The 16,667-nt window shown below is 57.2% G+C and carries 9 protein-coding genes; 4 read left to right on the top strand and 5 right to left on the bottom strand.

The genetic code is table 11. The annotated features are described in order from the left end of the window. Positions 1-351 precede the first annotated feature (351 nt). Positions 352-897, top strand: a complete 546-nt coding sequence (locus tag B3075_RS00535) for a GNAT family N-acetyltransferase (protein ID WP_179218308.1) — start codon at positions 352-354, stop codon at positions 895-897. A gap of 244 nt (positions 898-1,141) precedes the next feature. Here the strand turns inward: B3075_RS00535 and B3075_RS00530 are convergent, their stop codons facing one another. The 5 genes from B3075_RS00530 to B3075_RS00510 form a co-directional block, all read right to left on the bottom strand. Next, on the bottom strand, positions 1,142-1,978 hold the full coding sequence (locus tag B3075_RS00530; protein WP_094135565.1) for a hypothetical protein: 837 nt from the start codon (positions 1,976-1,978) through the stop codon (positions 1,142-1,144). A 259-nt stretch (positions 1,979-2,237) separates the two neighbouring features. Beyond that, a complete protein-coding gene (locus B3075_RS00525; protein WP_094135566.1) occupies positions 2,238-2,912 on the bottom strand; it encodes a TatD family hydrolase in 675 nt (224 codons plus the stop codon). Between the two features lie 3 nt (positions 2,913-2,915). Beyond that, the gene (locus tag B3075_RS00520; RefSeq protein ID WP_290489615.1) at positions 2,916-4,643 is read right to left on the bottom strand and encodes a cation:proton antiporter; all 1,728 of its coding nucleotides are present in this window, start codon (positions 4,641-4,643) and stop codon (positions 2,916-2,918) included. A gap of 18 nt (positions 4,644-4,661) precedes the next feature. Continuing rightward, positions 4,662-5,513, bottom strand: coding sequence for a phosphodiesterase YaeI (yaeI, locus tag B3075_RS00515; RefSeq protein WP_094135568.1), 852 nt, complete (start codon positions 5,511-5,513; stop codon positions 4,662-4,664). After that, entirely contained in the window at positions 5,510-6,619 is a 1,110-nt protein-coding gene (locus tag B3075_RS00510; protein ID WP_290489616.1) for an aminopeptidase, read from the bottom strand. The genes yaeI and B3075_RS00510 overlap by 4 nt, the downstream gene beginning before the upstream one ends. An 81-nt stretch (positions 6,620-6,700) precedes the next feature. Here B3075_RS00510 and purN point away from each other — a divergent pair, with 81 nt between their 5' ends. The 3 genes from purN to B3075_RS00495 form a co-directional block, all read left to right on the top strand. Next, positions 6,701-7,288, top strand: a complete 588-nt coding sequence (gene purN / locus B3075_RS00505; protein WP_290489617.1) for a phosphoribosylglycinamide formyltransferase — start codon at positions 6,701-6,703, stop codon at positions 7,286-7,288. Positions 7,289-7,427: 139 nt separating this feature from the next. Beyond that, positions 7,428-8,261 carry an FKBP-type peptidyl-prolyl cis-trans isomerase N-terminal domain-containing protein gene (locus B3075_RS00500; protein ID WP_180974253.1) on the top strand — a complete coding sequence of 278 codons (834 nt, stop codon included), beginning with the start codon at positions 7,428-7,430 and terminating at the stop codon, positions 8,259-8,261. Between the two features lie 308 nt (positions 8,262-8,569). Then, positions 8,570-16,667, top strand: an 8,098-nt coding sequence (locus B3075_RS00495; protein ID WP_290491988.1) for a beta strand repeat-containing protein, incomplete at its 3' end; no start/stop codon positions are given.

The raw sequence follows: 16,667 nt of genomic DNA, 5'->3' as shown, positions 1-16,667 counted from the left end.
TAAAGGGGGCGTGCCTGTTTTGCGAGTAGATTTTGCGCTATGCGGCGACAGTGCGGCGACCTGTAATCCGGCGGTTGCGGAAAAGAACCGTCTGCATGTATTCCGGGCGACGAATGCAATATTCTGGCCCTGTCTGCGGGAAGATTGCCCGGCCGCGTGCCTTTCAAGAACAATCCGTCAAGAAGGACAGGGATTTCCTTGTCGCCGTATCCGGCGTGCGGGGATATTTTTCTTCCTTCTCCTGGGCTGGGAAACGCTGCATCAATTTGAGCCGGAACAGCTGGTTGTATGACTGGGGAAGGCTTTCCGGGGGGCTTGCCGAACGGAGACGGGTGTGGTTGGATATGGTTCATGACGTCGGAATTGCTGACCAAGCGCCGTGTGACGGGTGTGGATGATCCGTTATTCCTGGATTCTCTGGATATTTACCGGACAAGTTTTCCTGTGCATGAACAGCGAAGGGTGCAGGATTTTCCGTTGGCGTTTCAAGATCCCGGTTTTTGTTATGAAGTATTTTTAAATGGGGAAGGCCGGGTGGTTGCGATGCTGGTGACGTGGCGTCGGGAACAATTCGTGTATCTGGAGTATTTTGCCGTGGCTGCCACCCTGCGCGGCCGGGGCGCTGGGCAAAGGATTCTGGAAGAATTGAGGGATGCGTTTCCGCGCAAAGTTATTCTGGAAATTGATCCTCCGGAGGACGGGATTTCACGCCGGAGGCTGGGGTTTTATCAGAGGCACGGCTTTGTTCCCAATCCGCAGTTTGATTATGTCCATCCTCCTTATACGGATGAGGGCGAATCTTTTCCGCTTCTGTTGATGACGCATGGAGATCTGCTGGATGAGGAGACATACCGGAGCTTTGTGGATTTCCACCATCGTCACGTAGTGGCAAGGTGAATGAATGACCGGGAAAAATCCGCGCCATGAGGGATTTTTCCTCCCCCTTGAGGCGAATTATTCTAGGGGGGCTTGCTGATATGAGCCGGTAGGGCATCAGGCGCATGCTGCGGTTTTGCCTGTTTAAGGAATGCCCCTGTTCCTTTCCGGAGTACGATGCGTGGCGGCGTTCCTTATGCCCGGTAAACGCCCCTGGGCCCGTGTTTTCTGAAAACATGCGGCGGGTTGGGATACGCCGGAAGAATCAGCTCCATGCCCGGTCCACGGTCTCCTGTTCTTCCGGGGCAAGGTATCTGGAGAGCCGTTCTTTCATGCGCTGCCGGTATTCGGGAATACTCCAGGAATGAAGCGGCTGAACGGCGGAGTTGGTGAATTGCCAGGAGGGGACGGGCACGACCACGTCCAGGACTTCTCCGGCTCTGGAGGGCATCCCGGCCAGTACCGCCGCGATGGTGGGGGAAAGCTCCGGATGTTCATCCAGAAGATCCAGCAGCCAGCCGCAGCCCAGGTCCGTGGGAATGGCTTCCGTTCCGGCCAGCAGGTCCGTGAGGCGTTCGGGAGGAAGATTTTTGGAAATGAAAGACAGATAAGGGGCAAACCGCATGTCACCCAGGCTCATCAGGGCGTCCAGCGCCGGAGCCATGGACGCCTGTCCGGGGCAGGGAGAAGCGCAGATGACCTTCGCCAGTCCGGCAATTCCGGGAAACCGCTCCTCCGGCTGGGGCGCGGCCAGCGTATAAATAAGGAAAGCGGATTGCCTGCGGATATCCGGCGTCTCATCCGCCATGGCAAAAGGCAGCAGGGCCCTCCATCCGTCCCCTTTCCGCTGCCGGATAAAAGCTGCCAGTTGCAGAGCGCATTTGCGGCGGGCGTCCGGAGCGCAGCGGGATTGAAACATCTGGTAAATGGTGACGCCTTCTTCTTCTCTTCCCGTTTCATTGCAGGTGACCAATCCATAGGCGATCATGGCCAGAGGCCATTGATCCGGACCGATTTCCCCCCTGCGGGAGGGATCCATGACAAGGGCGGCAAGCCGCTTGATTTCCGACAAAGAGCTGGTTTGATCCTGAAAAAGGCCCATGCCCGCATGATAGCCGGAGGCGGAAACCTGCCAAGGAAAAACCGTGGATTACTTACAGGCGCCCGGAGTTTTCCGGTACGGAGCCTTTTTCTTCTTCTGGAATATAAATTGGGCAGAGTACTCTGCTGCCTGCGATTCGATGCGCAATCGCCTCATTTTTATTTTCTGAAAAAATAATTGAATAAAAAATCAATGGAAATAGAAACCCAGCGCATGGAGGGGCGTCGCGAAGCCATGTCCGCCCGGTTGAATGGAGGCGTCAAGGGTGGATCAGGTTTTCCATATTGCTTTGAACCAGGTCAACCAGGTTGTTGACGGTCATGCCCAGTTCCCGCGCCGCGCGGCGGTAAAGTTCCGGCAGGGTTTCCGGATGCCCGTCCGATTCCAGCGCCAGCCGATGGAGCGGTATGGAGGCAAGCAGACCCGGACGTTCCATTTCCCGCAGGCCTATGGAGAGAAGCCAGTTTCCCGAAGGAAGTTCCGAGCTAAGATGCAATGCTCCCGTCCAGCCGTGCAGGATAATGTTCAAACGGGGATATTTTTTCAGCATTTCCGCCAGCGTGCCCCATGCGCGGCAGCAGTGCAGGGAAGCGGGCCGGTCCAGGAGCGCGGCCAGTTCCAGATGCCGTTCCAGCGCTTCCTTCTGGAGAGGCAGCCCCGGGATGCCGCGCCGGCATTTGTCCAGCCCCGTTTCCCCAACGCCCGCATGGGGGATTTTTTTCAGCAGGGATTCCAGTCCGGGCATTTCCTCCTTCCACTCATCCGGGTTCAGGAACCAGGGATGAATGCCGAAAAAGGGCGTAACATGTTCATCCCGTTCCGCCAGAAGGGCCACCTGTTTCCAGTCCTCCGGGGAGGTGCCGCAGATGAACCGAGGCGCCGTGCCGGAAGCGAGTGCGGAGGAATGAGTGTGGGCATCCGGCAGATTCATCATTGCTTAATGGGACAACGAAGGCGCGTCCGACGGTTCAATAATATCAAAACTCTGTTTCGCCAGGCGCACGGCGGCGGCGCCCGTTTCCATTTCATCATGGATGACGTTGACAATGCCCGCGTGATGCAGGGAAGCCACTTCCGAACGGAATTTGGCGCGGGCAATCACCGTGATGTCCCCATTGGCGCCTTTGATCTGCATGTAGGTGGACAGGGCCGGGGCAGGGTCCGGGAACGTGAAGGCGATCAGCCGCGCGGTACGGACGCCTGCCAGGTCCATGGTGATTTGGTGCTGAATGTCTCCCAGAAAGGCCAGATGGCCTTCATTAAGCAGGGATTTGACGGTGTCCGCATTCAGGTCGATAATAATGCAGGGAATGCCGTATTGGGACAGGCTTTCATGAAGCCTCCTGCCTACGGGGCCGTAGCCGCAAATGATGGCGTGCTCCCTGATGCCTTCCATGCGCGTGATCAGGGTTTCCACGTTGAGGCGTTCCCGTTTTGTTTTCAACCCGGGAATGCGCACCAGCAGCGGGGTGAGTTTCCGTGCCGCTTTCATCAGCAGCGGAGTCATGCCCATGGAGACGGCGGCAATGGCGTAAACGTTGGTGGTCACCAGAGCCGGGATGGGGGAGATCTCCTGCATGAAGGGGATGAGCACCAGGGAAAATTCCCCCACATTGGTGAGCGCGGTGGAGGCCATGATGCCCATGCGGCCGGGGATTTTCAGGAAACTTGCGGCTGTAAGGCAGGCTATGAATTTAATCGCGAGGACAAAGGCGGTGAAGGTCGCCACCTGTCCGATGTGTTGCCACAGTCCGTCAATGTCGATCAACAGCCCGGCGGACACGAAGAAAATGGTCAGGAACAGGTCCTTGAAGGGGAGCACTTCGCTGAGGACCCGGTGGCTGTAGTAGGACCCGCTGACGAAGAGGCCGGCGGTGAAAGCGCCCAGGGCGATGCTCAGGCCCAGCAGGCTGGCGAGCATGGCAATTCCCGAACAGATGGCGAACACCATCAGGGTGAAGAGTTCCCGGCTTTTGGTCCGGGCGACGGCCAGCATGATGCGCGGAAGCAGGTAACGGCCGATCAGCCAGGCGGCCCCCAGGAAGACGAGCCCCCGCAGCACGGCCATGCCGATGTTGAGCGCTGTTTCCCAAGAGTCGGGCGTGACGGTAAAGATCTGCGGCATGATCGCCACCAGCATGATGGCGGCGATGTCCTGGAACAGGGCGATTCCCACCGCCATTTTTGCCCCGGAGGTTCCGCTCAGGCCGAATTCCTGGAAGGATTTCAGAGCCACCGCTGTGGAGGAAAGCCCCATAATGGCCCCGACCGTCAGGGAGTGGCTCATGTCCATGCCTGTGGCGTAATGGAGCCCCATGCCGAAAGCGGCGGTGCAGATGAACATTTGAATACCGCCGCCGACCAGGGCGGTTTTACGCAGATGTTTGAGTTCGTCAACGGAGAATTCGAGCCCCAGCGTGAACATGAGCAGGATAATGCCTACCTCGGAAAGAGCCTGGATGCTGACGTCGGAATTGGGGATGTGGTCCAGAATGCCGCAGTTGGCCAGAATTACCCCGCAAATGAAGTATCCTGCCAGCAGGGACTGCCGGAAGTGGGCCAGAATGAGGGCAATCGCGATGATGCCCATGAAGACGACAGTAAGCAGGGTAAAGAAGGGAGGCGCGTCATTAGGGCCTCCGGAAGCCAGCAGAGAGAAAACCATGGCGGTCGGGTCGGGAAGTTAGGGAATGGTAATGAGGTTGATTTCCGGCGGGCAGTTGAAGCGGCCCGGCCCCAGGTAGCCTATGCCGCGGGTGACGAAGACCTGCTTATCCTCATAGGAATGGAAGCCGGAGTTCATGGTTTCCCCTTCCGACGCCAATAGCGGGGCGGAAAAAAATGGCAGTCTGATCTGGCCCCCATGCGTATGGCCGGAAAGCATCAGGTCCCAGCGGTAATTTCCCAGCAGTTCCCTTCCTCTGGGGTTGTGGCTCAGAACGATGGTTGGCATGGGGGAGTTTTCCTCCAATCCGCGCGGGGTCATGCACCGGTCCGGGAAAAAGTCCCCCTCCCGCAGGTCTCCCAGCCCCACCAGCTTGAATTCCACGTTTTTCAGTCTGGGAATGGAGACGAAAGCTGCGGAATTCCTGAGCAGAGTGAACCCGCCTTCCTTCAGGATGCGCTCCACGTTGTCCGCCAGGGCCATGTCGTGGTTGCCCAGGCATGCGTAGGCCGGAGCGACGGAGGAGAGGCGTTTCATCTGGGCGATGTAGTCGCCTGCATGGGTGACCCGCAGAAAATCCGTGTACAGATCTCCCAGAAACACGATCATGTCCGGTCTGGCCTGTTCCGCCATTGTTGCCGCCTGTTCCAGCAGGGGCAGGTTGGTGTGGATGTCTGACAGAACCAGGATACGCAGACCGGAAAGGCCGGGCATACATCCGGCAGGGGCTGCGTTTTCATTGAATTCCAGATGGTTGGCCTCCCAGTGCATGTAGGAGGCCAGCAGGGAGCCCAGCAGAATGGCTGCCGCGGCCGCATACAGGCATTTACGGAACAGGGAACGTTTTTTGGGGGCAGGGGTGGCGGTCATGATTGGGAAGGATTGAGAATGGTCAGTTCCGGCAGGGTGAACAATCCGTTGCGGCGCACCAGCTTCCCGTCTAGGTAAATATCTCCTCCCCCGGCAGCCTCCGTCTGGAGGCATACCATGTCCCAGTGAATGCGGGACTGGTTGCCGTTGTCCGCCACGTGGTAGGCCTGCCCCGGCGTCAAGTGGAAGGAGCCGGAGATTTTTTCGTCAAACAGGATGTTGCGCATGGGGCGTGTGATAGCCGGATTGACGCCGAAGGCGAATTCCCCCAACCTGCGAGCGCCGGGATCCGTGTCAAGAATAGCGTTGAGTTCTCCTGTTTTTTCTCCCGCTTCCGCATGCACGATCAGTCCGTTTTTCAGCGTCAGGCGGATGTTGTCAAAGGGAATACCCTGGAACAGGCTGGGCGTATTGAAGGCTATATGGCCGTTGGCGCTGTCGATGACGGGGGCGGTAAACACCTCTCCGTCCGGCAGGTTGCATTCCCCCGCGCACGGGATGGCCGGCAATCCCTTAATGGAAAAGGAAATATCCGTTCCCGGCCCGGTGATTTTCACGTATTCAGCCTTTTCCATCATGGCGGCCAGCGTCCGCATGGCGGGACGCAGGGCGGCGTAATCCATCAGGCAGGTATGGAAATAGAAGTCTTCAAATTCTTCCGTGCTCATGGCAGCCTGCTGGGCCATGCCCCCGGACGGCCAGCGCAGCCCGCACCAGCGCGTATGGCGGATGCGCCGCTGGGAGACGGGATTCAGGGCTTTCATGGCGGCGGCCATGTTTTCCTGCGGAACGGAGGACAGTTCAAAGGCGTTTTCTCCGCCGCGGATTTCAATGTAGGCGTCCATGTCCTCCATTTCCGCCAGGCGGTGGTGGCCGATGATACCGTATTGTTCTTCTGTGGCTCCTGAGAGCATTTCCCTGTTCAGGCGGGACTGGTTCAGGCGCAGAAAGGGCATGGCTCCCGCCTTCCTCACCTCCCGGATGAGGGCTATTCCCATTTCTTCCGGAATATCCGTCAGTTCCAGCAGAACCCTGTCTCCGGGGCGCAGGGAGGTGGAATACCCTGCAAGCTGGGCGGCCAGGGCCTGAAAACGGGGGTCTCTCATGTCTTTATTAGGCAAATACGGCAGCCTTTTTGTCAAGCCGGAGACTTGCCACGGGCAAAAAACTGTGGTTTCATCCCCTGGATGTCCAGATTGCCCAAGTTAGGAATACTCGGTTCCGGTTCCGGTTCCAATTGCCAGTCCATTTACGATGCCATCCAGTCCGGTTCCCTCCGGGCGGAAATCGCCGTGGTGATGTCTGACAATCCGGACGCCTTCATTCTGGAACGCGCCCGCTCCTGGGGCATCCCGGCGGAGGTGATCGATTGCGGAGGGTTTAAAACCAAATTCCCGGAGGCGTCCCAGGCCTCCGTTGCCGCGCGCCTGAAGGAATACGGCGTGGATTGCGTTTGCCTGGCCGGATTCATGCGACTGGTGAAACATCCGCTGCTGAAGGAATTCCCTTCCCGTATCCTGAACATCCATCCTTCCCTTCTTCCTGCTTTTCCGGGGCTTCATGCCTGGGAGCAGGCCGTGAACGCCGGGGTGGCGGAGAGCGGCTGCACCGTCCATTATGTGGATGACGGAATGGATACCGGTCCCATCCTGGGCCAGGCCCGCGTGCCCGTGCTGCCGGGGGATACGCCGGAAAGCCTTCACGCTCGCATCCAGGAGCAGGAGCACACCCTTTATCCCGCCATGATCGCCCGCGTTTTGAAGACGCTGGCATGACCTGCCGCTCCTTTGATCTGGACAGCAATCCGGATTTCTGCCGGGAGAGGATGACAGGATGACGGATTCTCTTGTCTTGTGCTGTGAACGGAATCCGTTAAAAAGGAGTCCTCTTTTTCAAAGAAAGGATAAAAATACCATGAAGATGAACCCTTCCATCGCCCTGTTTGCCGTTTCCGCCCTTTTGGCGGGTGCGGCGGGCGCGCAAGAAAAGGCTGCTGAAGTTCCGGCGGCCGACCAACCCAAACAAGAGAAAGAAATTACTGTGTCTCCCGAACAGATGAAAAAGGACCTGGGCTATTTTCTGGGTTTCCAGAGCGGCCAGCAGCTCGGTTCCATTCCTACCCTGACCTTTGACGACCTGGACCAGGAATCCTTCCTGCAGGGCATCAAGGACGGCATGGTCCGCAAGCCCGCCAAGGACCAGGAACAGCTGAAGCCCGCCCTGGATGCGTTCCAGAAGCAGATAGATGAACGCATTTCCGCCAAGGCCAAGGCCAATTTGGAGGCCAGCAAGAAGTTCATGGAGGAAAACGGCAAAAAGGAAGGCGTTACTACGACGAAGTCCGGCCTCCAGTACAAGATTGTGAACAAGGGCGGCGAAGAAAAATTTGATGAAAAGAAGTTCAAGAACCCCATGTTCAAGGTGAAGTACAAGGGCACGCTGCTGGACGGCACCGTGTTTGACGACACCAAGGGCAAATCCGTGGAACTTCCCCTCCAGGTCATCCCCGGCTTTGCCGAAGCGCTGACGACGATGCCCGTCGGCTCCAAATGGATTGTTTACATTCCTTCCGAGCTGGCTTACGGGGAAAACACTCCCGGCGCTCCGATTGAACCCAATTCACCGCTCATCTTTGATTTGGAACTGGACGGCATTTCGGAAGCTCCTGCCCCCCAGGGCGGCCCCATGAGCATTTCTCCTGAACAGCTTCAGGAGATGCTTAAACAAAGCGGCGCCCAGCAGCAGTAAGGAAAAAATAGTTTAAGCCAGGGCCGTTCCCGGGAGGGAACGGCCTTTTTGTTTTTATCTGTACCTCTTTCATCAGGAACGCGAATGGGCAGACGGGGAATTTATAATCCTGCTTCTTTCCTTAATCCATGTATATTGCTTGTAATGAAAGAATGATGATTTTGTTCTTCTGGATATGGAGGTAGATATGTTGGACAGGCGGATGATATTTGTTTCCCATTATTTGTTTAATGTGAGCTTTTTTCGAAAATTGGCTTGCCAACGGATTATAAATCCGGGTATTACTGGCCACAATATCTTTGATCAGTATGAGACTTCATCTTCCTCCGTCTTTGCGTTCCGCCCTTCTCGCTTCTCTGGTTTCCTTCTCCGGCATTTACTCTTATTCCCATGCCGCATCCTCGGCGGATTTCTGGCAGATTCCCGATTTTGGCGGTCCTGATTTTACATGGACGGGGGATGGGGAAGGTGACGCCGTAGGAACGACAGACAATTGGGAGGGAGATGCAGCTCCCTCCCGCGTGGACAATAAGGGGCCGCACTTGATTTTTAACGGCGTTGAGGTGACGGTGACGGGGAACCCTCCCAATACCTCGGACGGCGGCGGTATTTCCGTAACGGGGAACGGCAGTGTATCCGCGGGGCTGGGACAATGGGGCGGCAATGTTTACGTGGAGAAGGGTTCTACCCTTACCACCTCCTTCAGCAACCAGATCAAGAATACGGAAGCGGAAGGCCATGCCAATATTTATGTGGACGGCGCTCTGAACATGACGACTCCGGGGGGGAACCTCAATTTTGACCATGGCTCCGGTGCCGGCAATCATTACTGGCACATCGGGCTTGACGGAATGGTCAACCTGTCAAACACCACCACCATTACCAAGAACTCCAAAACCTGGAATGTGGAGGTAGTGGTTGCAAGCGCTATGGAAGAGCTTTCAGTCACCAATCGCGAGATGGTTGACGATGCCCTGATAACACGCTATTTCATGTCTACAGGGGCTGATTTAGGGGCATCCCTGGATTCCCTGCGTATTTGGAAGCAAACCGGGGATGACTCTTATGAGGCATTGACGAGAGCCGATTCCGCCGGTCAGTTGGGAGCGGACAATTTCCTGCTTGTTTCCAACGGTTCCGGCATGTCCGTGCAGTACAAGGGGGAAGGGTATAATGCAGAGACGCTGGTCTGGAATTCCAACGGCACATGGAGCAATACGGGAACGGGCTGGTACAAGCAGGGTGACGGAAACAAAACGGATACTTCCTTCCTGAATGGGGATGCCGTTATTTTCACGGCGGCGGAAGGTTCCAAAACAGTCAATTTTTCCGGAGGAATCAATGTTTCCTCCATGACGTTTGAGGCGGATTATACGCTCCTTCCCGGAGAAGGATCCTCTCTTTCCGCCCGGGAAACTGTTTTAAGCAACGGCTCGTCCCTGACGTTGGGTGATGGGGATCACCGTTTTTCCGGATTTGAAAGTCTGGTGACGGGTGGGGAAAATTCTTCCCTCACGGTTTACATGAAAACGGATGCTTCTTCTGCGGGAAGCGTCAATTTGCTGGAGGGCTCGGCTCTTCAGAATCTTTACGTTGATGGTGCCTTGAGGCTGAGAGCTTCTGCCCAGTCAGGAGCATGGATGCTTGGCGGAGCCAGCCTGCATATGATGGCGGGTTCTACCATGGTGTTCAATTCCGATGCGGGGACATCCATTGGAGCAGGGCAAACAGTAATCGCGGAGGGCAGCCTGAATGTTTATGCGCAGGATGTTTCCGACAGCAACACGTATCTTTGGAACCTGAAGGGCGGCGAGAGTGTCTCGAATGGAGATACGCTGACCTTTAACGGATCTAGCAATCCGACCGTGGCCGGCAATATCTCGTACGCCGGCAATATCGTAACCAGCTCCCAGACCGGCTCTTCCATGACGTTTACGGGAGACATCCAGGCGGAATCGTTCAAGGTCGCCCATTATTACGGCAGGATTCATATGGCTGGTAATGAATTGGCGGTCAACAATCTGTGGGTTGGGGCCGGCGGCGGATACGACAATTCCCTTTATGGGGCCCTTGATCTTGATTCCGGCAATATGACTACGGCAGGCCAGGTCCGGCTTGCCGAGCTGGGGCATGGAGTGCTTAATGTGAACCAGGGGGCCTCACTGACTGTCTCCGGCAGCAATGATACCCATAGCACAAGCGCCAGCTTCCTGCTGGCCCACTGGGCTTATTCAGGGGAACTTAATTTGAGGGGCGGTTCCCTGACTGCATTGTCAACCTCGATGCGCCTGTCCTGGGATGGCACGGGCACGTTCAATGCCTCTTCCGGAACGGCGGATTTGCTGGGAATGAGTTTCTGGGCTTCCGGAAACGGTTCATTCCGGGGCAGTTTCCTGTTGGGCGGCGCAACATCCGGGGATGCCAGGGTGAACATAGGCTTTTCGGGCATCACCGATGTGGCGGGGGCAGCCGTTATCAAACTGGGGGAAGGCACTCTGGGAGCCCTGTCCAACTGGAGTATAGGCTATAATCCGAATTTCACGCCTTCTTATGTAGAACTTCTGGGCACGGTGAACGGGACTATCCTCGATACGCTGGATGCCAATGACCATGTCACGGGGCGTACTGTTACCTTCTCCAACGGGCTGACGGGAAACGGCAGTCTGGTGAAGGTTGGCGACGGGGTTCTGGTTCTTAACGGAACGGCCAAGGCCCCGGTTCCTGCCGAAGGAGAAGCGGCAGCCGTTCCCGGCTTTACCGGAACGGTGGAATTGAGGGAAGGCGGTTTGACGGTGAAGGATTCCAGCGTTATCGGGCAGGGTTCCTTGCTGATCGGAGGCGGCCTTACCGTGAACGTTACGTCCGCGGACGGGTATGTGCTGAATGCCGGGGCTACGCTGGGAGCCACGGGAATTGCCGGAGGAACAGCTACTTTATCCGCCGGGTTGACGTTGAACGGAGGCGCTTTGAGCTTCAGTTCTCTTGATTCGGAAACGGCGGCTCTGACCGTTAACTCCATCAGCGGCAGTGAGGCTACGGAAGTACGGCTGGGGGTGTCTTCTCTGGAAACGGGGATTAGTTACGCATTGCTTTCCGGAGCGGGGTTGACAGAAAGTTCTTTCTTTACTTTGGGCGGAGCCGTTGCGGAGCTGTACAATGGAACGTTTTCCGTCAGCAACGGCACTCTTTACGTCAATTTGAGCGACAAGGAAGGTTTGTTGAGATGGAAGAGCGGAACCTGGAATACGGAAAGCTCGAATACCTCCTGGAGCCTTGACGGAACTCCGTCAGCTTATGCTGATGGGGAAACGGTATATTTCTCCAATGGCGATGGAGTGGATAAAAATGTGACGATTGCGGGGAATGTCGCTCCAGGCAGAATTAACGTTTCCGGTACGGATTTCATTTTTACGGGTGACGGCTCCATTACCGGAGATACGACGCTGAACCTGCTGGACGGAGCTTCCCTGACCATGAACAACGCCAATTCCTATACCGGGGATACCGTTCTTGGCGATGGCAGTAAACTCGTTGTCGGCAATGCCGGCGCGCTGGGCTCCAGCACGGTCCTGTTGCAGGGGGATTCCGTTCTGGAATTGACCACGGGCACGTGGAACGGGCTGGGAACACGTTTGAACTCCAATTCCTCTGGCACGCTGAAATTGAGCGGGAACGCCTCTGGAACGACAACGGCCGCCCTGACTGGAGTCAGATATGAGCTGGGAGCCAATACCACGCTGACCCTTTCCGCCGGAACCTATGGAAATACGATTACCGGGGCCGGCACGCTGATCTCCGCGGTAGGAACGAATGTCCTTAATGGAAATGTTGATATTACAGGAGAATACAGGGTGTTGGCAACCAACGGCACGGCATGCGCCTGGACGCTGGGTTCCGGCGCTTCCGTGACGGCGGGGAGCTTTATCGGCCGCTACGAGTACAATGGAACGACTACGCTCAATATCAGCGGGGATGCCGTGATGAATATTACCGGCACCTTGAGGATTGCCCGTGACGGGAGAGGCGTCATGAATATTGGTTCAGGCGGCATGGTGCTGGCCCGGACACTGGATTTGGGACAGAACTGGGACGGAGTAAGCGCCAAGGGCGCCACCATTAATCTGAATGGCGGTTCCCTGCTCCTCGGTTCAGGCGGCATGACGGCGTCCGGAAATACCAATACGATTGCCCTGAACATGAATTCCGGGACGCTGGGCACGACGGCGGCGGAAGGCTGGTCTTCCGCCTATAACATGACCCTTACTGGAAATGTGACGGTTGATACCCGCCAGTATGATGCGGACACCAAGTCTTACCATGACCAGGCTTCCACCGGCATCACCCTCGGAGGCGTTCTTTCCGGAGCGGGCGGCTTGACGAAAACCGGCTCCGGCACCTTGACCCTTTCCGGGCAGAATACTTATACGGGACTGACTAATGTCCAGGCAGGAACGCTGGCGTTTACAAATACGAACGCCATGACCCTGGGCAGCATTTCCATGGGTGCGGGGGCCAGGATGACGACGGCTTCCGCCCTGACGCTGAATAGCGGCGCGGCCCTCACCTTTGACATGACGGGCGTGGCGGCGAATGAGCCTGTCATTAATATCACGGCCGGGACCCTGGCTCTTGCGGATTCATCCTGTGCGCTGACGATTAACAATTATGGAGAATTGGAGGCGTCTAATTATGTCTTGGCCCAGTGGGCTGCGGCCGGAAGCCTGACGACGGATTCCTTCACATGGACGCCCGACATCACCAGGGAAGGATTCGAATATTCCGTGGTGGTGGAAAACAACCAGCTTGTGCTGAAGGTTGCAGACGTCAGCGGAGACAACGGTTTTGTATGGGACGGAGGAACGGACCGGAAGTGGATCAACACCAGCGTTGACGGCTGGACGACGAGGCAGGCGGGAGTGGATACGCTGGATAATCAGGAAATTTACTTCTCTTCCTCGGAAGCGGGTGAAGTCAAGGTTTCCGGTACTGTAACTCCCAAGAGCGTCGTTTTCAACAGCGGCTCTTACACGCTGGTCAGCGATCCTGACAACGCGGGTTCTATCGCGGATTCCACAGCTCCCACCACGCTTACCGTGAACGGTACGGCCGAGGTTGCCTTAAACCTGGCCAACACCTATACCGGAGGAACGATACTCAATGGCGGCATTCTTACCATTGGGGCTGACGGAGCTCTGGGAACGGAAGGGGATATTACATTCAACGGAGGGACGCTGGCCTATGCGGATTCCGCCGCCGGTGCGGATGCGACAGGTGATGACATTTCCGGTCGTGTCAACGTGGGAGACGGAGGTTCCCTGAACGTTTCCGTGCTTGGCGCGGCGGATACCGTTTCCTGGGCCGGACTGACAGCCAACGTCATGGGGGCAGGCACTACCCTGACCAAGACGGGAGCGGGCACTCTGGCCCTTGGATATGCAGGAAATACCCTGGCCCACCTTACTGTGGAAGAGGGCACGCTCGCTTTCACGGGCGGCGCGACCATCGGCGTAAATCCGAACAATGCTACTGTTGTCCGCGTCAGTGAAGGCGCTTTCCTTGCCCTCTCCGGCGGAACCGTCAACCTGCATGCCCAGCTCAATGGGGCTGGCACCGTCACGATTGGGACGGCGGATACTGCGGGTCTGGTCAATATCTCCAATACGGGCAATACCGGCTTCACTGGCCGCTTGGAACTGGTCGGCAACGGGGTGAATATGAGCACCAATGCCAACTGGGTAGCCTTTGGGGCAGGAAATACGCTGGGAGGCGGCACCGTTTTCATTGACGGCAAGGGCTTCCATTTTTCCGCGGGCGCGACGGCAGCCAATTTTGAAATCGGCGCAACCCACGGCGCGATGCAGAACGGCTCTTCCGGCGCCACATATACTTTCTCCGGAAGCCTTTCCGGTTCGGGCACGTGGGCTATGGCTGCGAACGTGCGGATGAACAATGTCCTCACGGGATCCCTCAAGGACTTCTCGGGAACTCTGGTCACCAATGAGACTTCCGTCCACAACAATCGCCAGGCCTGGAACTTCGGTTCCGGCGGGGCTTGCGCCACAGGAGAGGGGAATGCCGTTTTTGGAGACGGTGCCATTCTTGGAGGCAACACGGGCTCCACGAATACCGGGCTGGCCGCACAATACAACGTCAATTACAACAATACGGAACTGGTGCTGAACGCGCTGGTTCAGGGCAACTCCAGCCTGACGCACGCAGGCGCGGGCACTCTGATCCTGGATCAGGCCAATACCGCTGCGGGAGCGCTCGGCATTACGAATGCGGGAGCCGTTGTTCAGCTTGGCACGGAGGACAAGGCCGGCCAGTGGGCCGGAACCGTGCTGAATGGAGCGGGAACACTGAAAATCGTCAATGGCGCGCTGACTTCCGCCATGACCCGGGCGGAAGGCGCGACGGCAGCCATTGTCGTGGACTCCGCCTCTTCCATCAATCTGGGCGATACCGACGGCGGCATGCTCAAAGGCATTACGCTGGCTGCCGGAGGCAGTCTTGCCAACGTTTCCGGAGATATTACAGTGGGCGCGGGAGCCACGGAAACATTGAATCTTACCCTGGGGGCGGATAACGTCAACCGGGATGCGGCCGGTACGGCCATCATTGACCAGGGAGACGGCAGGCTTGTCATTAACAATTCCGCCACGGTCAATCTGGATATTGACGCTATTGTGAACACGCTCGTCGCCCATAAGGAAGCCGGTGCGGAAAGCTGGCTCACCCTGACGACCGGAACGCTGGAATGCGAAAATCTTGGCGATATCCAGTTCAGCAGGATTCTTTCCAATTACGGCATCCGGGTGACGGGCACCGACGGCGGAAGCCTGGTTCTCAGCGGGCAGGTCAGCGGGCTTTATATGGTGAATGATTCCTCCGCTTCCGACCCTGACACCGTCACCAGCTACGGTACGCTGGGGATGTACTCCGGCGTGGTGATTTCCCAGGACAAGACGCTTGCCGTTCAGTTGTCCGGAGCTCCCGGCGATTCCGACGGGGACGGCGCGGTCATCAACAACCTGTTGGGCGCTACGGGAAGCACGCTGAAAGTGGAAAACACCAGTGCGGACGGAGGCAACGCCGTTGTCATCCTCAACAACGAACGTCTGGAAACGGGCTTGCCTGCTCCTGATGATTATGCCGGTGCGGATTCCATCATGGGCGGAAACATCGTCGGGGAAAACGGAGTCACCTTCATCAAGCAAAACACGGGCAAGCTGGCAGTCAACGGTTCTTTTGTGACGGACACCCTGCGCGTGGAAGGCGGTTCGCTCGCTCTTAACGGTGAAGGAAGCAACTTTAATCATGTGGAACTTGCCGGCGCAGCGGAAGGCGTTGTTCTGGACATCAACCGGAATACCGTCATGGGTGACCTGACGGACAGCGGCGAAGGCGCGGCCCTGAACATCGGCAGCGGAGCCTCCCTTTCCGTCAACGGCGCCAGCAGCCTTTCCTCCAGCACCATCCAGGGCAGCGGAACGCTTACCCTCCACGATGCGCTGGAACTTTCCGGAACGGCTTCCCTCCAGGGCGGCATTCTGCTCGATCTGGCGAAAGATGGTGGCTCCCAGGGAATACTGGACCTTGGTTCGACATCCGGCAGCACCGTTTCCGGAATCGGCGGAGAGGGCACTCTGAAGAGCGCTGGCGGCGTTTTGGCTGTCAATACCGGTAATTCGGGCAGCGGCTCCGTTTTCAGCGGTACGCTGGAAGGACGCGGGCAGCTTAATATTTCCGGCAATGCCGGGCAGACGTTTGAAAATGTCATGACCGCTGCCGGCAGCAGCTGGGCAGTTAACAACACGGGGCTCCTCAATATCCGGATGGGAGGCACGATGGACGACCCGAAAGCCAATACGGCGCTGACCCTCAGCAGTTTGACGCTGGGTGACGGTTCCAGTACGAATCTTGCCTTCAACACGGACTACGCCGGCCCCATCATCAGCGTGACCGGAAACATCAGCATCAGCCAGGGCGCGGAAATAACTCTCAGTTCCACTGGCGGGAACGAGCTGACTCTGGACGCAGACGGCAGTTACACGCTCATGCACGCGGACGGAGCCATTGATCTGGGAGGAAGCGACAGACTGGCTATCCTGCTGGATCCCTCCTCCTCCGCGTTCAAGAAATTTGAAAATGATGCGTACCTGGTGATGGAAAACGGCAACCTCGTTCTGATGGCCACGGCTTCCAGGGACAATAAATACGCCCGCCTTGCGGATACGTTTAATTCCGGGGCCGGGGCGGAACTGCTCTGGAACCTGCCCGGCGATCTCGCTGCGGATTCCATCCTCAAGAAGGTGGATGACGCCGTAGGTGCCCTGACGTCTTCCAACCCCTCGGAAGCGAAGCGCGCCATGGCAGCGGTGGCGGGAAGCACAGTCAACGCGCTGG

It is taken from the genome of Akkermansia sp. UBA7090 (assembly GCF_002493465.1).
In the GTDB taxonomy this organism is placed as follows: domain Bacteria; phylum Verrucomicrobiota; class Verrucomicrobiia; order Verrucomicrobiales; family Akkermansiaceae; genus Akkermansia; species Akkermansia muciniphila_A.
This window is presented reverse-complemented; position numbering and strand designations above follow the sequence as displayed.